General features: G+C 71.9%; 16 protein-coding genes and 1 tRNA gene. 12 read left to right on the top strand and 5 right to left on the bottom strand.

Features of this window, described 5'->3' with window-relative positions; translation table 11 throughout:
* Nucleotides 1-65 precede the first annotated feature (65 nt).
* The 8 genes from dnaN to AC3ET3_RS00830 all read left to right on the top strand — a co-directional run bounded on the left by dnaN (nt 66) and on the right by AC3ET3_RS00830 (nt 10,053).
* Nucleotides 66-1,196 carry a DNA polymerase III subunit beta gene (gene dnaN, locus AC3ET3_RS00865; RefSeq protein WP_432136543.1) on the top strand — a complete coding sequence of 377 codons (1,131 nt, stop codon included), beginning with the start codon at nt 66-68 and terminating at the stop codon, nt 1,194-1,196.
* Between the two features lie 191 nt (nt 1,197-1,387).
* Nucleotides 1,388-2,263 (top strand): phosphogluconate dehydrogenase (NAD(+)-dependent, decarboxylating), encoded by an 876-nt coding sequence (gene gnd, locus AC3ET3_RS00860; RefSeq protein WP_435611445.1) that lies wholly within the window; start codon nt 1,388-1,390, stop codon nt 2,261-2,263.
* A 52-nt stretch (nt 2,264-2,315) separates the two neighbouring features.
* Nucleotides 2,316-3,440 (top strand): DNA replication/repair protein RecF, encoded by a 1,125-nt coding sequence (recF, locus tag AC3ET3_RS00855; protein ID WP_435611444.1) that lies wholly within the window; start codon nt 2,316-2,318, stop codon nt 3,438-3,440.
* Nucleotides 3,437-3,967, top strand: a complete 531-nt coding sequence (locus AC3ET3_RS00850) for a DciA family protein (protein ID WP_432136540.1) — start codon at nt 3,437-3,439, stop codon at nt 3,965-3,967. The genes recF and AC3ET3_RS00850 overlap by 4 nt, the downstream gene beginning before the upstream one ends.
* A gap of 441 nt (nt 3,968-4,408) precedes the next feature.
* Entirely contained in the window at nt 4,409-6,481 is a 2,073-nt protein-coding gene (gene gyrB, locus AC3ET3_RS00845; protein ID WP_435611443.1) for a DNA topoisomerase (ATP-hydrolyzing) subunit B, read from the top strand.
* 42 nt (nt 6,482-6,523) lie between these two features.
* On the top strand, nt 6,524-9,115 hold the full coding sequence (gene gyrA, locus AC3ET3_RS00840; RefSeq protein ID WP_432133532.1) for a DNA gyrase subunit A: 2,592 nt from the start codon (nt 6,524-6,526) through the stop codon (nt 9,113-9,115).
* 18 nt (nt 9,116-9,133) lie between these two features.
* Complete coding sequence (locus tag AC3ET3_RS00835; protein ID WP_432133533.1) at nt 9,134-9,868, top strand: DUF3566 domain-containing protein; 735 nt, start codon at nt 9,134-9,136, stop codon at nt 9,866-9,868.
* Nucleotides 9,869-9,979: 111 nt separating this feature from the next.
* A tRNA-Ile gene (locus AC3ET3_RS00830) sits at nt 9,980-10,053 on the top strand.
* A gap of 211 nt (nt 10,054-10,264) precedes the next feature.
* On the opposite strand, the gene AC3ET3_RS00825 is transcribed toward AC3ET3_RS00830, so the two are convergent.
* Nucleotides 10,265-14,386 (bottom strand): nSTAND1 domain-containing NTPase, encoded by a 4,122-nt coding sequence (locus AC3ET3_RS00825; RefSeq protein ID WP_432133534.1) that lies wholly within the window; start codon nt 14,384-14,386, stop codon nt 10,265-10,267.
* Between the two features lie 559 nt (nt 14,387-14,945).
* Here AC3ET3_RS00825 and AC3ET3_RS00820 point away from each other — a divergent pair.
* Nucleotides 14,946-15,455, top strand: coding sequence for a hypothetical protein (locus AC3ET3_RS00820; protein WP_435611442.1), 510 nt, complete (start codon nt 14,946-14,948; stop codon nt 15,453-15,455).
* 139 nt (nt 15,456-15,594) lie between these two features.
* A complete protein-coding gene (locus AC3ET3_RS00815; RefSeq protein ID WP_432133536.1) occupies nt 15,595-15,804 on the top strand; it encodes a ferredoxin in 210 nt (69 codons plus the stop codon).
* Between the two features lie 35 nt (nt 15,805-15,839).
* On the opposite strand, the gene AC3ET3_RS00810 is transcribed toward AC3ET3_RS00815, so the two are convergent.
* The 3 genes from AC3ET3_RS00810 to AC3ET3_RS00800 all read right to left on the bottom strand — a co-directional run bounded on the left by AC3ET3_RS00810 (nt 15,840) and on the right by AC3ET3_RS00800 (nt 18,153).
* A complete protein-coding gene (locus AC3ET3_RS00810) occupies nt 15,840-16,637 on the bottom strand; it encodes a glycosyltransferase family 2 protein (RefSeq protein WP_432133537.1) in 798 nt (265 codons plus the stop codon).
* Nucleotides 16,631-17,419 carry a GntR family transcriptional regulator gene (locus AC3ET3_RS00805; protein ID WP_435611441.1) on the bottom strand — a complete coding sequence of 263 codons (789 nt, stop codon included), beginning with the start codon at nt 17,417-17,419 and terminating at the stop codon, nt 16,631-16,633. Before AC3ET3_RS00805 ends, AC3ET3_RS00810 begins: the two co-directional genes overlap by 7 nt.
* A 92-nt stretch (nt 17,420-17,511) precedes the next feature.
* On the bottom strand, nt 17,512-18,153 hold the full coding sequence (locus tag AC3ET3_RS00800; protein WP_435611440.1) for a DUF6344 domain-containing protein: 642 nt from the start codon (nt 18,151-18,153) through the stop codon (nt 17,512-17,514).
* A 305-nt stretch (nt 18,154-18,458) separates the two neighbouring features.
* On the opposite strand from AC3ET3_RS00800, the gene AC3ET3_RS00795 reads away from it, so the two are divergent.
* Both AC3ET3_RS00795 and AC3ET3_RS00790 read left to right on the top strand, forming a co-directional pair.
* Nucleotides 18,459-18,587 carry a DLW-39 family protein gene (locus tag AC3ET3_RS00795; RefSeq protein ID WP_003999697.1) on the top strand — a complete coding sequence of 43 codons (129 nt, stop codon included), beginning with the start codon at nt 18,459-18,461 and terminating at the stop codon, nt 18,585-18,587.
* 98 nt (nt 18,588-18,685) lie between these two features.
* Complete coding sequence (locus tag AC3ET3_RS00790) at nt 18,686-20,032, top strand: hypothetical protein (RefSeq protein WP_432133540.1); 1,347 nt, start codon at nt 18,686-18,688, stop codon at nt 20,030-20,032.
* On the opposite strand, the gene AC3ET3_RS00785 is transcribed toward AC3ET3_RS00790, so the two are convergent.
* Entirely contained in the window at nt 19,996-21,888 is a 1,893-nt protein-coding gene (locus tag AC3ET3_RS00785) for a serine/threonine-protein kinase (RefSeq protein ID WP_435611439.1), read from the bottom strand. The genes AC3ET3_RS00790 and AC3ET3_RS00785 overlap by 37 nt on opposite strands.
* Between the last annotated feature and the right edge of the window lie 184 nt (nt 21,889-22,072).

Here is a 22,072-nt window from a genome sequence, read left to right as displayed (position 1 = left end):
CACCCAGACAGACGACGAAGCGAAGCAGGGCGAGAAGCGCCGGCAACAGCAGGAGGCGGCTTACGGTGAAGATCCGGGTGGAACGCGACGTACTCGCGGAGGCAGTGGCCTGGGCGGCGCGCAGCCTCCCGGCCCGTCCGCCGGCGCCGGTCCTCGCCGGCCTGCTGCTGAAGGCGGAGGACGGGCAGCTGAGCCTGTCGAGCTTCGACTACGAGGTCTCCGCGCGGGTGAGCGTCGAGGCGGAGGTCGAGGAGGAGGGCACGGTGCTGGTCTCCGGCCGCCTGCTCGCCGACATCTCCCGCGCGCTCCCCAACCGGCCGGTGGAGATTTCCACAGACGGTGTACGGGCGACCGTGGTCTGCGGCTCCTCCCGCTTCACCCTCCACACCCTGCCGGTGGAGGAGTACCCGGCGCTGCCGCAGATGCCCAACGCGACGGGCACCGTCCCCGGCGAGGTGTTCTCCTCGGCGGTGCAGCAGGTGGCCATCGCCGCCGGCCGGGACGACACCCTGCCGGTGCTGACCGGTGTGCGCATCGAGATCGAGGGCGACACCGTCACCCTCGCCTCCACCGACCGCTACCGCTTCGCGGTCCGCGAGTTCCTGTGGAAGCCGGAGAACCCGGAAGCCTCCGCGGTCGCCCTGGTGCCCGCCAAGACGCTGCTGGACACCGCGAAGTCGCTGGGCGCCGGTGACAGCGTCACCCTGGCGCTCTCCGGCTCCGGCTCCGGCGAGGGCCTGATCGGTTTCGAGGGTGCGGGCCGCCGCACCACCACGCGGCTGCTGGAAGGCGATCTGCCGAAGTACCGGACGCTCTTCCCCACCGAGTTCAACAGCGTCGCCGTGATCGAGACCGCGCCCTTCGTGGAGGCCGTCAAGCGTGTGGCCCTGGTGGCCGAGCGCAACACTCCGGTGCGGCTGAGCTTCGAGCAGGGCGTGCTGATCCTGGAGGCGGGTTCGAGCGACGACGCACAGGCTGTGGAGCGTGTCGACGCGCAGCTGGAGGGCGACGACATCTCGATCGCCTTCAACCCGACGTTCCTGCTGGACGGTCTCAGCGCGATCGACTCGCCGGTCGCGCAGCTGTCGTTCACCACGTCCACCAAGCCGGCGCTGCTGAGCGGCAAGCCCGCCCTGGACGCCGAGGCGGACGTGGCCTACAAGTACCTGATCATGCCGGTGCGGCTCAGCGGCTGACGGTCGTCCACAGGGTGCCGGGTGCTTGTGGGTGCCCGGCACCGCGGCCGAGGCAGGGGTCCGCGGGAGCCTGTGCAGGTCAGGGCGTACGTATGAGCGCCTATGCCCACAGTTGTGCGTCAGCGTCCGGGTTTAGGCTCGTGCGTCGGCACCATGTGCCCCACACGCCACAGCGACCTAAGGAACAACTGATGGAGCTCGGTCTCGTCGGCCTCGGCAAGATGGGCGGCAACATGCGCGAGCGGATCCGCCGCGCGGGCCACACCGTCGTCGGATACGACCGCAACCCGGACCTCGCCGATGTCCACAGCCTGGAAGAGCTTGTGGGCAAGCTCAGCGGCCCGCGCGTCGTCTGGGTCATGGTTCCGGCCGGCGCCGCCACCCAGTCCACCGTCGACGAGCTGGCCGAACTCCTGGAGCCCGGCGACGTGGTCGTGGACGGCGGGAACTCCCGCTGGACGGACGACGAGAAGCACGCCGAGCAGCTGGCCGCGAAGGGCATAGGTTTCGTCGACTGCGGCGTCTCCGGCGGCGTCTGGGGCCTGGAGAACGGCTATGCGCTGATGTACGGCGGCGATGCCGAGGACATCGCCAGGGTGCAGCCGGTCTTCGACGCGCTGAAGCCGGAGGGCGACTTCGGTGCGGTGCACGCCGGCAAGGTCGGCGCGGGCCACTTCGCGAAGATGGTCCACAACGGCATCGAGTACGCCATGATGCAGGCCTACGCCGAGGGCTGGGAGCTGCTGGAGAAGGTCGACTCCGTGGACAACGTCCGCGAGGTGTTCCGCTCCTGGCAGGAGGGCACGGTCGTCCGCTCCTGGCTGCTCGACCTCGCCGTGAACGCCCTGGACGAGGACGAGCACCTCGACGACCTGCGCGGTTACGCACAGGACTCCGGCGAGGGACGCTGGACGGTGGAGGCCGCCATCGACAACGCCGTGCCGCTGCCCGCGATCACGGCTTCCCTCTTCGCGCGGTTCTCCTCCCGGCAGGAGGACTCTCCGCAGATGAAGATGATCGCCGCGCTGCGCAACCAGTTCGGCGGGCACGCCGTCGAGAAGAAGTGATCCACAGGACCGCACGGCGGTCCACAGGCTGTTGAGGAGGTCGGCTCCGACCATGCACGTCACGCATCTGTCGCTGGCCGACTTCCGCTCGTACGCCCGGGTCGAGGTCCCACTGGACCCGGGCGTCACGGCCTTCGTCGGCCCCAACGGGCAGGGCAAGACCAACCTCGTCGAGGCCGTCGGCTATCTCGCCACTCTCGGCAGCCACCGCGTCTCCTCCGACGCGCCCCTGGTGCGCATGGGCGCCGAGCGCGCGGTCATCAGGGCGCAGGTCCGCCAGGGCGAACGGCAGCAGCTGATCGAGCTGGAGCTGAACCCGGGCCGCGCCAACCGCGCCCGCGTCAACCGGTCCTCGCAGGTCAGACCCCGGGACGTGCTGGGCATCGTACGGACCGTGCTGTTCGCGCCCGAGGATCTCGCCCTGGTGAAGGGCGATCCGGGCGAGCGGCGGCGCTTCCTCGACGAGCTGATCACCGCGCGGTCGCCGCGGATGGCCGGGGTGCGGTCCGACTACGAGCGGGTGCTCAAGCAGCGCAACACCCTGCTGAAGTCGGCGGCCCTGGCGCGGCGGCACGGCGGAAGGTCGATGGACCTGTCCACCCTCGACGTGTGGGACCAGCACCTCGCGGGCGCGGGTGCCGAGCTGCTGGCGCGGCGGCTCGATCTGATCGCGGCCCTGCAGCCGCTGGCCGACAAGGCGTACGAGCAGCTGGCGCCGGGCGGCGGCCCGGTGGCGCTGGAGTACCGGCCCTCGGCTCCGCTGGGCGGTGCGCACACGCGCGAGGAGTTGTACGAACGGCTGAGCGAGGCGCTGGCCGAGGCCCGCAAACAGGAGATCGAGCGGGGCGTCACCCTGGTCGGCCCGCACCGTGACGACCTGGTGCTCAAGCTCGGTGAACTGCCCGCCAAGGGGTACGCCTCGCACGGCGAGTCCTGGTCGTACGCGCTGGCGCTGCGGCTGGCCTCCTACGACCTGCTGCGCGCCGAGGGCAACGAGCCGGTACTGGTCCTGGACGACGTGTTCGCCGAGCTGGACGCGCGGCGGCGGGAGCGGCTGGCGGAGCTGGTGGCGCCCGGCGAGCAGGTGCTGGTGACGGCCGCGGTCGACGACGACGTGCCGGACGTGCTGGCCGGGGCCCGGTACGCGGTGGCCGACGGGACGGTGGAGCGCGTATGAGTGCCGAGGAGCCCGAGAAGTCTCCGCAGCCCTCCGGTGTCGACCTCGCGCGCGTGGCGCTCCGCGCGGCGCGCGAGCAGGCACGCGCGCGAGGCGATGCGGCGCAGCAGAAGAAGCAGGCCCGGCGCGGGGGCGGCCTGCGCTCCGGCGCGCGGGCCGACGGGCGCGACCCCATGGCGCTCGGTGCGGCGATCAACCGGCTGTTGACGGAGCGGGGCTGGGAGGCGCCGGCCGCGGTGGGCGGGGTGATGGGCCGGTGGCCGCAGATCGTGGGTGAGGACGTGGCCAAGCACTGTGTGCCCGAGCGGTACGACGAGGAGGAGCGCCTGCTGGTGGTGCGCTGTGACTCCACGGCCTGGGCGACGAACCTGCGGCTGCTGGCGCCGACGCTGGTGGCGCGGCTGAACCAGGACCTGGGACACGGGGCGGTGCGACAGATCAGGGTGCAGGGGCCGGGTGGCGGCCCGCGCCGGTACGGTCCGCTGCGGGCTCCGGGCAGCAGCGGACCCGGCGACACTTATGGGTGACGTACATCACGTGTGAGGCATGCGCCTGCCGGTCGTGCGGGGCTGGGCGAGGCGGGCGGCCGGGGCGGATCGAGGGTTCCGCCCCGGCCGCGCGGCGTTCTGCGGGGCAAATGCCCGCAATCCCGTACGCATTCAGTCGTGACTCCCCGGTAGCCAAGGGTTGACACCTCGAAGCGCTGAGTGCCGCTGTGAGCGTCTTGGGGACCCCTTCCGTATATCGGGAGTCGGCCGAGTCCGGTTCAGGGCGGCACATGGGGACTCAGGTACCGGCAAACCCTCATCGCTGTCAGTGGTACCGGTAGACTGGGAGACAATCCCGCCCCGAACGAGGGGATCGTCCGGGAAAAGCTGAGCAACGCTGAATCAAGGCTTATCAACGCACCATGCCGCAGCCGCTCCGGCGACGCTCCCCCACCGGGGAGGCCCCCAGGAGCCTGGCTTGTGCTGTGCCAGAAAGGGCGCTTCGTGGCCGATTCCGGCAACCCCAACGAGAACATCCCGTCCACCGAGGCCGAGGCCCATGGCGCCGAGGCCTCCGTCACCGCGTCCTACGACGCGAGCGCCATCACCGTCCTCGAAGGCCTGGACGCGGTCCGCAAGCGCCCCGGTATGTACATCGGTTCGACCGGTGAGCGCGGTCTGCACCACCTGGTGTACGAGGTCGTCGACAACTCCGTCGACGAGGCGCTGGCCGGGCACGCCGACACGATCGACGTGACGATCCTCGACGACGGCGGCGTACGCGTCGTCGACAACGGGCGAGGCATCCCCGTGGGCATCGTCCCCTCCGAGGGCAAGCCGGCCGTCGAGGTCGTGCTGACGGTGCTGCACGCGGGCGGCAAGTTCGGCGGGGGCGGCTACGCGGTCTCCGGCGGTCTGCACGGCGTGGGCGTGTCCGTGGTGAACGCCCTGTCCAGCAAGGTGTCCGTCGAGGTGAGGACCGACGGACACCGCTGGACGCAGGACTACAAGATGGGCGTCCCGACGGCACCGCTGGCGCAGCACGAGGCGATCGAGGAGACCGGCACCTCGGTGACCTTCTGGGCGGACCCGGAGATCTTCGAGACCACCGAGTACTCCTTCGAGACGCTGTCGCGGCGCTTCCAGGAGATGGCGTTCCTCAACAAGGGCCTGACGATCCGGCTCACCGACGAGCGCGCGTCGGCCAAGGCCACCGCCGGCGCGGACGAGGCGGGCGCGGACGAGAAGGACGAGCCCAAGAGCGTCACGTACCACTACGAGGGCGGCATCGTCGACTTCGTGAAGTACCTCAACTCCCGCAAGGGGGAGGTCGTCCACCCGACGGTGATCGACCTGGAGGCCGAGGACAAGGACAAGAGCCTGTCCCTCGAGGTCGCCATGCAGTGGAACAGCGGTTACAGCGAGGGCGTGTACTCCTTCGCCAACATCATCCACACGCATGAGGGCGGTACCCACGAAGAGGGCTTCCGGGCCGCGCTGACCTCCCTGATCAACAAGTACGCGCGCGACAAGAAGCTGCTGCGCGAGAAGGACGACAACCTCACGGGCGACGACATCCGCGAGGGCCTGACGGCGATCATCTCGGTCAAGCTGAGCGAGCCGCAGTTCGAGGGCCAGACCAAGACCAAGCTGGGCAACACCGAGGCCAAGACCTTCGTCCAGAAGGCGGTCTACGAGCACCTCAACGACTGGCTGGACCGCAACCCGGTGGAGGCCGCGGACATCGTCCGCAAGGGCATCCAGGCGGCCACCGCGCGCGTGGCGGCCCGCAAGGCGCGCGACCTGACCCGGCGCAAGGGCCTGCTGGAGTCGGCGTCCCTGCCCGGCAAGCTCTCCGACTGCCAGTCGAACGACCCCGTCAAGTGCGAGATCTTCATCGTCGAGGGCGACTCCGCCGGCGGCTCGGCCAAGTCCGGCCGGAACCCGGAGTACCAGGCGATCCTGCCGATCCGCGGCAAGATCCTCAACGTCGAGAAGGCGCGGATCGACAAGATCCTGCAGAACCAGGAGATCCAGGCGCTGATCTCCGCCTTCGGCACCGGCGTGCACGAGGACTTCGACATCGAGAAGCTCCGCTATCACAAGATCATCCTGATGGCGGACGCCGACGTCGACGGCCAGCACATCAACACCCTGCTGCTGACCTTCCTGTTCCGCTTCATGCGGCCGCTGGTCGAGGCCGGGCACGTGTTCCTGTCCCGGCCCCCGCTGTACAAGATCAAGTGGGGCCGGGAGGACGTCGAGTACGCGTACTCCGACCGGGAGCGCGACGCCCTGCTGGAGATGGGCCGCCAGCGCGGCAAGCGGGTGCGCGAGGACTCGATCCAGCGCTTCAAGGGTCTCGGCGAGATGAACGCCGAGGAGCTGCGCGTGACCACCATGGACCAGGAGCACCGGGTCCTCGGCCAGGTCACCCTCGACGACGCCGCGCAGGCCGACGAGCTGTTCTCGGTCCTGATGGGCGAGGACGTCGAGGCGCGCCGGCAGTTCATCCAGCGCAACGCCAAGGACGTCCGCTTCCTCGACATCTGAGTCGGTCTCAGCTGACCGCACCAGGAAGGACCTTCACCAGCAATGACCGACGACAACACCTCCGTGACGCCGGGCGAAGAGGCCCTGGCCATGCGTGTCGAGCCCGTCGGGCTCGAGACCGAGATGCAGCGCTCGTATCTCGACTACGCGATGTCCGTCATCGTCTCCCGCGCGCTGCCCGACGTCCGGGACGGCCTCAAGCCCGTCCACCGCCGGGTGCTCTACGCGATGTACGACGGCGGCTACCGCCCCGAGCGTGGCTTCTACAAGTGCGCGCGCGTGGTCGGCGACGTCATGGGCAACTACCACCCCCACGGCGACTCCTCCATCTACGACGCGCTGGTCCGTCTCGCCCAGCCGTGGTCGATGCGGATGCCGCTGGTCGACTCCAACGGCAACTTCGGCTCTCCGGGCAACGACCCGGCGGCGGCCATGCGCTACACCGAGTGCAAGATGGCACCGCTGTCGATGGAGATGGTCCGCGACATCGACGAGGAGACCGTCGACTTCACGGACAACTACGACGGCCGCTCCCAGGAGCCGACCGTCCTGCCGTCCCGCTTCCCGAACCTGCTGATCAACGGCTCGGCCGGCATCGCGGTCGGCATGGCGACCAACATCCCGCCGCACAACCTGCGCGAGGTCGCCGCCGGCGCCCAGTGGTACCTGGAGAACCCGGAGGCCTCGCACGAGGAGCTGCTCGACGCCCTCATCGAGCGCATCAAGGGCCCGGACTTCCCGACCGGCGCGCTGGTCGTCGGCCGCAAGGGCATCGAGGAGGCGTACCGCACCGGGCGCGGCTCGATCACCATGCGCGCGGTGGTCGAGGTCGAGGAGATCCAGAACCGCCAGTGCCTGGTGGTCACCGAGCTGCCCTACCAGGTCAACCCCGACAACCTGGCGCAGAAGATCGCCGACCTGGTGAAGGACGGGAAGATCGGCGGCATCGCCGACGTCCGCGACGAGACGTCGTCGCGCACCGGCCAGCGCCTGGTCATCGTCCTCAAGCGGGACGCGGTCGCCAAGGTCGTCCTGAACAACCTGTACAAGCACACGGACCTGCAGACCAACTTCGGCGCCAACATGCTGGCCCTGGTCGACGGCGTGCCGCGCACCCTCTCCCTGGACGCGTTCATCCGCCACTGGGTGACGCACCAGATCGAGGTCATCGTCCGCCGTACGCGCTTCCGGCTGCGCAAGGCCGAGGAGCGGGCGCACATCCTGCGCGGCCTGCTGAAGGCTCTGGACGCCATCGACGAGGTCATCGCGCTGATCCGGCGCAGCGACACCGTAGAGATCGCGCGCGGCGGCCTGATGGAGCTGCTGGAGATCGACGAGATCCAGGCGAACGCCATCCTGGAGATGCAGCTGCGCCGCCTGGCCGCCCTGGAGCGCCGGAAGATCGTCCAGGAGCACGACGAACTCCAGGCCAAGATCACCGAGTACAACGAGATCCTGGCCTCCCCGGTCCGCCAGCGCGGCATCGTCAGCGAGGAACTCGCCGCGATCGTCGAGAAGTACGGCGACGACCGCAAGACCATGCTGGTGCCCTACGACGGCGACATGTCCATGGAGGACCTGATCGCCGAGGAGGACATCGTCGTCACCGTCACGCGCGGCGGCTACGTCAAGCGCACCAAGACGGACGACTACCGGGCGCAGAAGCGCGGCGGCAAGGGCGTGCGCGGCACGAAGCTGAAGGAAGACGACATCGTCGACCACTTCTTCGTCTCGACCACCCACCACTGGCTGCTGTTCTTCACCAACAAGGGCCGGGTGTACCGCGCGAAGGCGTACGAACTGCCCGACGCCGGCCGGGACGCGCGTGGTCAGCACGTGGCCAACCTGCTCGCCTTCCAGCCGGACGAGGCGATCGCCGAGATCCTCGCGATCCGGAACTACGAGGTGGCCCCGTACCTCGTACTGGCCACCAAGGCCGGTCTGGTGAAGAAGACCCCGCTGAAGGACTACGACTCGCCCCGTTCCGGCGGTGTGATCGCCATCAACCTGCGGGAGGGCGAGGACGGTTCGGACGACGAGCTGATCGGCGCCGAACTGGTCTCGGCCGACGACGATCTGCTGCTGATCAGCAGGAAGGCGCAGTCGATCAGGTTCACGGCGACGGACGAGTCGCTGCGTCCGATGGGCCGGGCGACCTCGGGTGTGAAGGGCATGAGTTTCCGCCCGGGCGACGAACTGCTCTCGATGAATGTTGTTCGACCCGGTACGTTCGTGTTCACTGCGACGGACGGCGGGTACGCGAAGCGGACCGCTGTCGACGAGTACCGCGTCCAGGGACGCGGCGGCCTCGGTATCAAGGCCGCCAAGATCGTGGAGGACCGCGGTTCGCTCGTCGGCGCGCTGGTGGTCGAGGAGACCGACGAGATCCTCGCCATCACGCTGTCCGGCGGTGTGATTCGTACGCGAGTCAACGAGGTCAGGGAGACGGGCCGTGACACCATGGGCGTCCAACTGATCAACCTGGGCAAGCGCGATGCCGTGGTCGGCATCGCTCGTAACGCCGAGGCGGGGCGCGAGGCGGAGGAGGTCGACGGCGGTGACGCCGTGGACGAGACCGTCGAGGATGCCGCGACCACCGGCACGGACGAGGGTGAGGCGCCCTCGGCCGAGTAGCACGAGGAGTGAGTCATCGTGAGCGGAGCCACGGGCGCCGGTTCGGTCGGGGCATCGACCGGGACCTCTGCCGAATCGGAGCAGAAGGGCGGCGGCCGTGGCTCCGCCGCACCGGTGGCGGACCCGCACACGACCAACCTCAAGGCGGTCAAGGTGACGGACTCCGGCACGCCCTCTCCCGACGCGCAGACATCCCAGGGGGGAACTGTGACCGACACCAGAGGCCCGCAGGCGGCCTCCCCGCTGCCGGGGGAACGGCAGACGCAGCAGCCCTCCGGGCCGTACCACCCGCCGCAGGCGTACCCGGCGCAGGGCGCCGGCGCTCCGGCCCCGGCGGGGGCCGCGGTACGGCGGCCCCGGACGGGCGCCCGCACCATGCCGAGGGTCCGCAAGGCGCGGCTGCGGGTGGCCAAGGCCGACCCGTGGTCGGTGATGAAGGTCAGTTTCCTGCTCTCCATCGCGCTGGGCATCTGCACGATCGTGGCGTCGGCGATGCTGTGGATGGTCATGGACGCGATGGGCGTCTTCTCCTCGGTGGGCAGCACCATCTCCGAGGCGACCGGCTCCAACGAGTCGAACGGATTCGACCTGCAGTCGTTCCTCTCGCTCCCCCACGTGCTGATGTTCGCGTCGATCATCGCGGTCATCGACGTCGTCCTCGCCACGGCGCTCGCCACTCTCGGCGCCTTCATCTACAACCTCTCCGCCGGCTTCGTCGGCGGCATCGAGCTGACCTTGGCGGAGGACGAGTGACCCGCCGCTGAACCCTCCGGGGCGGTACCCCGACAACCGATTTTGGGACTGCCCCGGTCGTGCGCTAATCTTCAGGAGTCAGCGCGCGGGACATACACCGCAGAGCGCGGCGGGGCTATAGCTCAGTTGGTTAGAGCGCATCCCTGATAAGGATGAGGCCACAGGTTCAAATCCTGTTAGCCCCACAGTGAAGACCCTCGGTCCGGTGGACCGGGGGTCTTTTGGTGTTTCACGTGAAACATCGGGTCGCGTGAAACATCGGGGTGGCCGACGGGGCCGGGCATGGAGATGCCCGGTCGCTGACGACGGGGGATGCGGCAGCGACCGGGCTTGGGCCAAGGCTAACAAGGCAGATGGGGTGGCGGGAACCGAATCCGGGGTTGGGATTCCTCGGGGTCAGTCGTCGCAGGGCGGGTCGTAGGAGAGGCGGGGCAGGTACTCCTGCCATGTCTCGGGGGTGAGGACGCCTCGGGTCGTCGAGCAGATGCGGTCGACGGCGTCGTCGACGTCCAGGTTCCACAGGCGCACGGTGTCGACGCCGCTGGAGACGGCGAGCCGGTGGGTGCGTGGGTTGAAGGCCAGGTAGGTGCCGGTGCGGGCGTGCGGGCTCATCGACTGGCCGATGGGGGTGGCGTCCGACGGGCGGGACACGTCCCAGAGCCGCACCGTGTTGTCGGTGCCGCCGCTGGCCAGCGTACGGCCGTCCCGGCGGAAGGTCAGTGAGGCCAGCGCCTCGCTGTGACCGGTGAGCGGGGAGCCGAGCGCGGTGGCGTGCGTCGGGTCGGTGACGTCCCACAGGCGGACGGTGTCGTCGTCGCTGCCGCTGGCCAGGGTGGTGCCGTCGGGGCGGTAGGCGAGCACGTTGACGGGGCCCGTGTGACCGGTGAGGGCACGGCCGAGCCGGGAGGGGTGTGCCGGGTCGGAGACGTTCCACAGCCGGATGGTGCGGTCCGCGCTGCCGCTGGCCAGGGTGCGGCCGTCGGGGCTGAAGGCGAGGGCGTTGATGTACCCGTGGTGGCCGGTGATCGGGGGGCCGTAGGGGACGATGTGGTCCGGGTCGGTGACGTTCCACAGCCGCACGGTGCGGTCGGTGTAGGCGGTGGCCACCGTGCGGCCGTCCGGGCTGTACGCCAGCGCGTCCGGGCCCATGAACCGCGTGCTCAGGGCGACGGGTGGGGCGTGGGCGACCGGGCGGGCCGGGTCGGAGACGTCCCAGAGGGACAGCGTGCGGTTGCTCGTGAGGATCGCCAGGGTCCGGCCGTCGGGGGAGAACGCCAACATTCGCTGGCCGCCGTCCGCCGACAGGAACGGCTTGCCCAGGCGCACGGGCCGGTCCGGCCGTGCCACGTCCCACAGCCGTATCCGGCCGTCCCGCGCGGCCGTGGCGAGCACCTTGCCGTCAGGGCGGAAGGCGCCGTTGCGGCCGATCAGGTCGGACGTCGGGACGGACCACAGCCGGATCTTGCTGTCGCCGCTGCCGGTGGCCAGGGTGCGGCCGTCGGGGCGGAAGCCGAGGGCGTACATCTCGCCGCTGCCGCCCGCGAGCGGCTCACCGACCCGCGACGGGTTCGCCGGGTCCGCCACGCTCCACAGGCTCGCCGTACTGTCGGCGCTGGCCGCGGCGAGCAGGTTGCCGTCGGGGCTGAACGCCACCGACCAGATGGGTCCCGTGTGTCCGGTGAGCGGGGAGCCGAGTGCTTCGGCGCGGTCCCGGTCGGTGACGTCCCACAGCCGGATGGTGTCGTCCGCGCTGCCGCTGGCCAGGGTGTGTCCGTCCGGGCTGAAGGCCACCGAGTGCACGAGGTCGGAGTGTCCGGTGAGCGGGGAACCGAGCGCCTTCGCGTGGTTCGGGTCGGTGACGTCCCACAGGCGGACCGTGTCGTCGTCGCCGCCCGAAGCCAGGGTGTGCCCGTCGGGGCCGAACGCGACCGACCGGACGGCCGCCGTGTGCCCCGTCAGGGGGGCGCCGCGGGCGGTCGCGTTCGGCGGGTCGGTCATGTCCCACAGCCGGACGGTGTCGTCCTCGCCGGCTGAGGCGAGGGTCCGGCCGTCGGGGCTGAAGGCGATCAGGTAGATGGTGCCCCGGTGGCCGGTGAGCGTGGTGAGCGGGCGTGGCGCGGCGGGGTCGGTGACGTCCCACAGCCGGATCGTGCCGTCGTCGCCCGCGCTGGCCAGGGTGCGGCCGTCCGGACTGAAGACCGCGCTGCTCACCCAGCTGGTGTGCCCGGTGAGGGCGCCGCCCAACGGTTCCGGCCGGGCCGGGTCGCGCACGTCCCACAGGCGCACGGTGCGGTCGTAGCTGGCGGTGGCGAGGATTCTGCCGTCCGGACTGAAGGTGGTGAGGTAGACGGCACCGGTGTGCCCGGACAGCGGGGTGGCCAGGGGTGCGTTGACGATCGACAGGAGGCGGCTCGACGTGTCCTCGTCGTCCGGGCGCAGCCGGTGCGCCACCAGGTCGAGCCGGGCGGACAGCGACGGGTCGGTGTACTGCACCCGGTCGGCCTCGGCGACGACCTGGCCGAACACGGCGTCGTTTCGCTGCTGCCAGGCGACCACCGCCGCACCGGCGGCCACGATCGCGAGGACCAGCACGGCGGACACCGCGGCCCGCCCGAGCCACACCGTGCGACGTCGCAGCCGCACCGAGGCGGCCAGGAAATCGACCGCGCTGCGGGTCAGCGAGGTGTCGCCGGCGGACTTCGCCCAGGTGTGGGCCTGCTCGAGCCGGGATCCGCGGTACAGGAGGGAGGAGTCGCGGTGCGAGCTCTCCCAGGCCCGGCCGTCCTCCTCCAGCCGCTGGCGCAGCAGATGGCCGCCGCGGTCCTCGTCGATCCACTCGCGCAGGCGCGGCCAGGCGTGCAGCAGGGCCTCGTGGGTGATCTCCACGGTGTCCGCGTCCAGCGTCACCAGCCGGGCGCGGACCAGCGCCTCCAGCGACTCCTCCGTCTTTCCGGGGTCACTCGACTCCTGTGCCAGCTGGCGCCGGGTGCCGCGCCGGCGGGTGGTCCGGGTGTCCTCGCCGAGCCGGACCAGGCGCAGCAGGAGCAGCCGGGCCGCGGTGCGGGCGGCCGGGTCGAGGCGGGACCAGGCGCGCTCGGCGGTCGCCGCGACCGCGCCCTGGATACCGCCGGCGGCCCGGTAGCCGGCCAGCGTCAGCCGTCCCGCCTTGCGGCGTTGCCAGGTGGCGAGCAGGGCGTGCGACAGCAGTGGCAGGACGCCCGCGTCGTGGGCGCCGCGCGGGCCGTCGGCGCTGACCTCGCGGACGATCAGTTCGGCGAGGCCGGGTTCCAGTTCCAGGCCGACCGCCTTGGCCGGGCCGGTCACCGCCTCGCGCAGTTCGGCGGTGGTCAGCGGTCCGAGCACCATGTGGCGGTGCTGCAGGGCGTCGGCCAGCTCGGGGTGGTCGAGGCACCGCTCGTAGAAGTCGGCGCGGACGCCGAGCACGACCAGCGCGGGCGCCGGTGTGCCGGGGCCGGCCGGGGTGCAGGCGGCGTGCAGGAGCTGGATGAAGGTGCGGCGGTCGCTCTCGTCGGGGCAGAGGGTGAAGGTCTCCTCGAACTGGTCGACGATCAGTACGGGGCGGGGCGCGGCAGAGGCGCCGGGGCGGTGGGCCCAGGCGGTGACGGCCTGCTGCACCTGCCGTACGGCCTCGGGGAGCGGTGGGGGATCCGGGTGCCGGGGGGAGGGGGCGTGCGGGGCGGCCGGTGCGATGTCCGTGTCGGGGGGTCCGGTGGACAACCGCCGGGCGGCCGAGACGACAGAGGCCAGTCCGGGGATACGGCGGGTCAGCTCGCCGAGAGGATCGGCGCCCGGGACGAACTGCAGGATCGGCCGGGCAGGTGTGTCGTCGTCCCCGGCGCCTGCGGCCAGGGCGGGGACCAGACCGGCGTTCAGCAGGGAGGACTTGCCTGCCCCGGAGGCGCCGACCAGCATCACCAGCCCGCCCGTGTCCTCGGCCGCCCGCAGCTGGTTCACCAGGGCCTCGGTACTGCGTTCCCGGCCGAAGAACCAGCCGGCGTCCTGCCGCCGGTACGAGGCGAGCCCCCGGTAGGGGCACACCCCGCCGGGTACGGGCGGGGGCTCCTCGGCCGGGTCCCGACCCCGCTGCCGGTCCGGTGCCGCGGTTCCGTCTCCGGAGGAGGCGGCGGAACCGCCGGTGGAGCCGGCGGGGAGCACGGGATCGGCCACCGCCCGCTCCCAGAGCCGTTGCCACTGGCCGATGTCGTACAGCCCCGGGGCGACCGGAGCGGGCCGTGCGCGCCGGGCCGCCGGTACCAGGACCTGGAGCACCGCCGCCAGGGCGGCGAACTGCGCGGGTACGTTCTTCGCCCGCCGCCAGTCGCTGATCCGCTGGGCGGAGACCCGTACGGGTCGTCCTCGTTCGTCGACGCGCTGCAGTCGTACGACCGCTTCCGAGACGCTCTTCAGGGGTGGGTTGCCGGCTTCCTTGTACAACAGCGCGAGACGTTCCGCGAAGGCTGTGCGTGCTGCCCCTGAGTCGGAACTCAAGGCATCCACCCCTTACTCCCGCCGCCTGGACATCCGGACCGGAAAACTCACTCTACCTCCCTGACCTGCGATTTCGTCGGCCTCTGAGGAGGAGGGCCTCCTCCATCCACGGCTCGGCTGGCACGATCGCGGCACAGCCGCCGGGCACGGCGCTGACCTCTTGAAACACGCTCCGCACCGCCGCCGACACGGCCCGGAGCCACCGTGTCCGCCCGAGTTCGGCACCGGTCTCCACGAGGGGAGAGACCGGTGCCGAATCGTGTCCGCTCCCTGTGCGCACCCCTGGATACCTGACGATCCGTCAGTTATGGTCGCCTCGCCGTGCCGCTGTCGCAGGGGGTGAGCGCAAGTGGAGACACGTTCGCGGACGCATCCGCAGAGTCCGCAGCCGCCGGGGGAGCCGCGCTGGGTGGCGCTGTTCCACGTGCCGGACCCGGGTTCCGGCTCGGGGTCGGACCCGGGTTCCGGCTCGGGATGGGACTCGGGTTCCGGCTCCGGTTCAGGTTCCGGCTCGGACGCAAGCTCGGGTTCCTGGCGGGTGGGCGCGGAGTCGCCCCATCGCGCGCCTGTGCTGTACGCGCTGGGCGAGATGACCCACACCATGCGAGCCCGGGGGCAGGAACCGGTCGTCGCGCTGTGGGGGCCGAAGGACGGGGCGTGGGCGCGGCAGGAGGGGACCGCGCAGGCGTTGAGGCGGGCCGCCGACGCCCACACCGACACCTCCGATGCCGATGCCGATGCCGATGCCGGTGCGGACCTCACCGATGCCGAGGCCCATACCGATGTCGCTGCCGGCCCGGGTGGAAGTGCGGACGGGCCGGGTGCGAGTGCGGCTGGGCAGGCGCGGGGCAGCGCCAGCCACGTCGAACGGATGCTCGACCGTCGGCATCAGGCGCTCATGGCCGGGCTGGGCCAGGCCGGCCTCTATGACCTCACCCCGGACGACGTTACCGCCGTACAGGCCGTCGTCGAGCGGCTCGACGAGACGACGGTACGCAGGGTGGCGCACTGGCTGGCCACGGCGGGACGCGTACGGACCGGTGTGGGGATCCAGGAGCAGGCCGAGGACTGCTTCTAGGGCTTCTAGGGCCTTTCTGGGCCCCTAAGGGCAAAGGGTGGGGGCGTTGTCCGGGTGCGCGGACCGGTTCAAGGGCTTGTCGGGAGGGCAGGCAGATCTGTGGGGGCGGGCTCGTGACCGCCTCGTGAGGGGAGGGCACATGAAGATCTCCGTGGATCCCGGCCGGTGCTACGGCTCCCACGACTGCGTGCACAGAGCGCCGTCCGTCTTCACCCTGGTCGACGGGTACGTGGCCGTCCTGCCCGGACGCGAGGGGGCCGGGGAGGAGCCGGAGGTGCGGGAGGCGGCGATGTGGTGTCCCTCCCAGGCGATATCCCTGGGCGAGTCGGGGCGCGGCCGGAGCGGCTGACCAGCGGGCCGGGCTCGGCGCGGCCGCTCGGCTGCTCAGCCCGTGACCGGGTGGCGCCAGCCCAGCGAGGCCAGGGACCGGGCACGAGCGTGGGCGATCGCCATCCGCGCCGTGCGCTCGGCGGTGTCGACATGGGCGGGTGCCGCCGTCACCTGGCCGTCCCACTTGCGGTAGAGGAGCCCGGTCTCCCGGGTGAACCAGCCGCGGCTGACCGCGTTCAGGGCGAGCAACAGGCCGGTGTCCTCTGATGCGGGCAGTGCCATCCAGCCGCCGAGAGCCAGCAGCAGGTCGCGCCGTACGAAGAGGGTGGCCGGGTGGACCTGGGCCAGACAGTCGTGGGCGGCCCAGTGGTCGAGCACCGCGCCACGCTCGACGGGACCTTCGTCCGGGTCGCCGGGGAAGCCCACCGTGGTGCCGTCCGGCAGCAGGTCGAGGGCGCGGGAGGTGGCCCAGCCGAGGTCGGGGTCGGCTTCGAGGGCGGCCAGGTCGCGGGCGAGCGCACCGGGGGTGAGCCGGTCGTCGGCGTCCAGGACCTTCACGTACGGGCCCTCGGCGTGGGCCAGCGCGAGGGTACGGGCGACTCCGGGGCCGCCGGGTCCGCCGGGCCGGCCCTGGCGGAGGGTCACGCGGGGGTCGTCCGGCACGTGGGGGGCGACGGCGTCCGTACGGCCGTCCTCCTGGATGACCCAGTGCCACTCCCAGCCGTCGGGCAGCCGCTGATCGCGCAGGGACGCATAGGCGTCCGGCAGATGGCGGGCGGACGGGGCGTGGACCGCGGTGACGACGGTGATGCGTCGCCGCTCTCCGGGGCGGGGCACGACAGCGGTCACCACCGCTCCAGCGGGGTGGTGGACAGCAGCCGCCTGCGGTCGCCGGGCAGCGTGACGTCGGCGATCTCCACCACGCGGCCGTCGATGCCGCACGACGTCGTGCGCAGCGGTGTCACCGAGGCGCGGGGCGGCAGGTCCGGTGCCCGCGCCTCGTGCGGGGTCGGGGGCCGGGCGGTCACGGACTCCTGGATCCGGTCCAGCTCGGTACCCACCGTGTGCGGTTGGCTCTGGGGGCCGCCGGGCCAGGGCTTCCGGTGTGCGTCCAGCAGGTCGGTGCCGGCGGCGATCGTCTCGCGGACGAGGAAGGAGGTGACGAGACCGGGCGGGGCCGGCTCGGTCGCTCTGCGGGTCAGGTAGGTGCGTGCGTGGAGTGGCGTGCCTTCGGGGACGCCGCATGCGCGGGAGAGGTCCCGGGGTGCCTCGATCTCTCGGTGCGTCGCCCGGAAGGCCGGATCCCGGACGTCCGGTCCGGTGTCGTGGTCCGTCGCTCCCGCCGAGGTCCGCTCGGCCCGCGGCGCGCGGGCCCGGTTCTTCTTCCACTGGTGACGCCGGCTGTCCCGGACCACGAGGGTACGGGGGTCTCGTACGGCGTCGCCGTGTCCGTCGTGTTCGTCGATCAGCCTTTCGCCGGCGAGCGCCTGGAGCGCCGTGCGGGCGACGGGCACGCTGTGTTCGTGGTGTCCGGCGAGTTCCCTCTCCGACGGAGGTCGGTCACCGGGTTCGTACTCGCCCTCGCGGATCGATCGGCGGAGATCGTCCGCGATCATCTCGCACGCCGTGGTCACGGGGACCAGACTACGACTCCGCATAGTTGACGCGGATCGAGGGCGTCCTTCGGGTGGTTGCTCCGCCGGCTCGGGCGGTGCGGTGCGCTCGCTCAGGGCGTGACCCCCGCTTGCGTCGCGACGGTCGAGGCGCAGGAGGACGGGGCCGTGCGGGACTGGCCCCTGTGAGAGGGGTCCGCCTGGGCTGCGTTCGCCTGGACTGCGTTCGCCTTGGCCACGTCCGCGTGCTTGGCGCCGGCGTGCGCCGCGTCCGTGTGCGCCGCGTTCGCGTGGGACGGGGCCGCGTGCGCCGCGTCCGTGTGGGACGGAGCCGCCTGTACCGCGCTCGTGTGGGATGCGTCCGGCTGTACCGCGTCGGCGTCGGATGCGTCCGGCCGTACCCCGCTCGCGTGGGATGCGTTCGCATGGTCCGCGTCCGCGTCCACCTGCGCCGCAGGCTGCTGCGGCTCGTCGGGGGAGCGGTGGCGGCAGCTGGGGGACTTGCCGTGCGCCTCCGCCCGGATGCGCTGCTTCATCGTGGGTGGCAGGGCCCGGGCACGCGTCCAGGACCAGGGGCCCGCCGCCAGGGCCGGCGAGGCCGCGGGGGCGGCGGCGCGGTTTCCGCTGTTGCGCGCCGGCTCGCTCTGGGCTACCGCCGTCGCGGCGGTCGTGGTGATGAGGCCGAGCGCCGTACACAGCGCGAGGAAGGCGGTGACGAAGGCCGTCCAGACCTTCATGACCTGGGTCTTGGCCATGATCCCCTCACTTTCGGGTTGGGCGATTTGCGTACTTTCCTCATGATGTGTATGGGGTGGAGGAAGCGGTGGACCGACGCACGTCGCGTGGCGATGTTCAGATGAACACCACCCGGATGGGCGCAGGGGAGCCGAGGAGCGGATCGGGGCCCTGGTCAGGCCGCGGACCGGGCCATCCGATCCCCTGCTACTGCGCGGTCGGATGCGGAAGTTGAGCGGCCGACATAGGTCACCGATCGATATCGATCGGTGTGTATAGTCGGGCGCCAGAGGTCCCCTACGTCAACGAAAGACGAGGTCGCGCGGTGAAGAAGCTTCTCCTGGTCGCACTGGCCGCCATCGGCGGGCTCCTCGTGTACCGCCAGATCCAGGCGGATCGCGCCGAGCAGGACCTGTGGACGGAGGCGACTGACTCCGTGCCCACGGGTTCGTGAGCTCCCCCAGCGGAAACAACACACGTACAGACCCCGGCCGCGCCTCGTGGTCGGGGTTTTGCGCTGCGTCGCCGGCGAAAGCGGCGTCGCTGGCGGCGGTGACGCTGATCGCCGCGACGCTGACCTGGGCGGCGCCGGGCACCGCCCAGGCCGCGCCCGTCCCCTGGGGCACCGACTCCGCCGGGTACGCCTTCGCCGCCGACGCCCGTAGCGTCCCCGGAGCCACCGGCACCTCCGACGCCGTACGCCTGGAAGCCGGAACGACCTACCGCAGCGCTCTCACGGACGGTGAGAAGACGTACTACGCCCTGGAACTCGACGCCGAGAGCAGCGCCTACGTCTCCGTCACGGCGGTTCCCCGCGCTGCCGACCCGGAACCCTCGGTCTCCGACGGCATCCGGGTCGACGTGCAGAACGCCGACGGGCAGGGCTGCTCCCACGACACGGCGACCGTCGGCGCCGCCCGCAGCCCACGGCCCGTCACCGCGTGGGGCGGGCGCGAGATCGAGCCGGGCAAGCGGCTGTGCCAGAAGGCCGGGACGTACTACGTCGTCGTCCAGCGGGCCAATCCCAAGCAGCCCACCGGCCAGCCCTGGGACCTCGAACTCACCACGGTGTCCGAGCCGCAGCCGAGCAGTGCCCAGCCCACCCGGGCGCCCGAGACGTGGGACTCCGCCACACCCGCGCCCCCGGCCGGCGAGGCCGCGTCCCGCCGGGGCGGCGCGGGCTTCGCCACGGCCACCGCCGTCGGGGAGGGAGCCTGGCGCGACGACATCTCCCCCGGCCAGACCCTCTACTACAAGCTTCCGGTCGACTGGGGCCGCAGCCCCCACGCCACTGTGGAACTCGGCAGCTCCGACGAGGACACCGGCTATCTGGCCGCCGCCCTCGACGTCACCCTCTACAACCCGGTGCGCGCCGAGGCCGACACCGCCCGGACCGGCTACGGCGGTACCCAGAAGGCGGCCACGCTCGCCCCCGTGCCGCCGGTGGCCTACGCCAACCGGTACGCCCTGTCCGAGCGGGTGAGTGCCATGCGGTTCGCCGGCTGGTACTACGTCGTCGTCCACCTCGCCGCCCAGGTGGCGGACCGGTTCGGCGACGGACCGTACGGGATGACCCTGAGGGTGGGGCTCGACGGGACGGCGGCGGAAGGGCCCGGGTACGCGGGGGAGCCGGTGCCGCGAGGCGTGTTCGACGTGGCCGCCGCGACGGCTGACTCCGGTGGCGCCGAGGGTTCCGGCTCCGGCGGGGCGGGCGGTCCGACTGCCGGTACGGCGGCGGGGGCGTCCGGCGGCGACGGTGACACCATGCGGGCGCTTGCCGTGGGCGGTATCGGTACCGGGACCGCGTTGCTGCTGGTCCTCGGCGTGTGGACGGTGACCGCCCGCCGCCGGGCCGCCGCCGCTCAGACGCGGGTCAGCGCCCAGAACCCCACGGCGTAGCAGACCAGCGCGAGCAGCAGCACGGGCACGGCGACCCGGGCGGGCGGGCCCGGCCGAGGCCTGCCACGCCGGGCGCCCCGGCGGCCGTGCCGGGTGGCGGTGCCGGGGGCGACCCTGGGCGCCGGGGCGGGGGCGGATGCGGGGGGCGGGCCGAGGACCTGGGCGGAGGGCTGGGGGTTCTGAGCGGTGTACGACGCGGTGGACGTGGACGCGGTGGACGTGTCCGGGGCTGACGGACGGACCGGGAGGGCGTAGGTGGCCCTGGGCCCGGCGGGGGCGTCCGGGCGGCTGTTCCCAGGCGGAGGCGTGGGCTGTTGCTGTTGCCGCGGCGGCGGCAGGTGGAAGCTGCCGGTGTCGGACATGGAGGGTGTCGGGGTTGGTGTCGGGGTTGGTGTCGGGGTCGGGGTTGGCGTGGGTGTGGCCGTAGGTGCGGGTGCGGGCAACGGAATGGGAGGCGAGGCCGGCGCCGGTGGTATCGGCGACCTGGGGCCGAGTGCGCCCGGGCCCCAGCCGGCCGGTACCGAGGCGGTGCTCTCCCCGGCCGGTGCCGAACTGACGCCGGGCCAGGTGGCCTGCGAGGCGGTGTGCTGCTCGGAGACACCCGGCCCGGGGCCTGCCTCCGCACCCGGACGCGAGCGTGCGGAGCGCTCGGGGACCTGGCCCGGCAGGTCCCCCCGACCCGACTCCCCCACGCCCTCGAAGCCCCCCGATGCGGAGACACCTGGCCCGGAGACCCTCGGTCCAGAGCCTCCCGGTCCAGGGGCGCCTTGCCCGTAAGCACCCGGCCCAGAGTCCCCCGGTCCAGGGCTCCCTTGCCCGTGAGCACCCGGCCCAGAGCCCCCCGGTCCAAGGCCCCCGTGCCCGGAGACCTCCGGCCCAGAGCCCCCTCGCCCGGAGACCCTCGGCCCGGGGACCCCCTGCCCGGAGTCGCCTGAGGCGGCGGGGAGTTCCGGCGTGGAGAGCCCCGGCGGTCGGGACAGCGGTCCCTGAGGGCCGAAGCCCTTCGGCAGGGGCCCGAGTTGGTCGAAGATCTCGATCAGCTCGTCGTCGGGGCCGGGCTCGGGAAGGAGCTCCACGGCGGCCGCCAGCGCCTTGCGCGCGCCGGTGGCGGTGCGGAAGCGGGCCTGCGGGTCCGGCTGCACGAGCGAGGCCAGCACCTGCCAGAGCGGCTCGGGTATGCCCTTGGGGGCGCCGGGCGTGCCGTGTTCCGCGAAGTACTGGACGAGCGCCTTGACGTCCGGCTTGGCACCCTCCAGGAGGTACAGCCCGACCAGGCCCACCGCGAACAGGTCGGCGGGGAAGTCGGGTTCTGAACCCATCATCTGCTCGGGGGCGAGGTAACCGGGGGTGCCGACGACCAGGTTGGTCTCGGTCAGCCGGGGCTCGCCGAGGCGCATGGAGATACCGAAGTCGGACAGGCGCAGCCGGGGCCTGCCCGTGCCGGTGGCTTCGAGGAGGATGTTCGCCGGTTTGATGTCGCGGTGGACGACGCCCTCGGCGTGCACGGCGGCCAGTCCGGACAGGAGCTGGTCGAGCAGGGTGCAGACGTACAGCGGGGGCAGCGGTCCGTAGTCGCCGACGAGGCGGACGAGCGATCCGCCGGCCACCAGGTCCATGGTGAACAGGACCTTGTCGTCGTCGGCGGCCCAGCTCGCGGGTGCGAGGACGTGCGGATGGTCGATGCGCAGGGCCTGTTCGCGCACGAAGCGCAGCAGGGAGTGGGCGTCGCTCTGCTGGAGCACCTTGGCGGCGACGTAGCGGCGGCGGCGGTGGTCCCAGGCGCGCCAGACGGCGCCGACGCCTCCGCGTCCGATCGGGTCGACGAGTTCGTACCGCCCGGCGAAGACCTCACCCATGACCGTGCGTCGCTCCTCCCCCTACGGGTCGCCCCTTGCTCCCGCGTACTGCCGGCTCCTGCCTTCCCTCTTGCTTCCCCCGGGACGGACGGTAGACCCCTCCGCCGCGTCCCGTCTTCACCGCCCCGGTCGGGGTCCCCCGTGACGACGACGCCCCCGTGCCGTACCCCGTACGGTCACCCGT

The organism is Streptomyces sp. bgisy159 (genome assembly GCF_057707805.1).
This window is presented reverse-complemented; position numbering and strand designations above follow the sequence as displayed.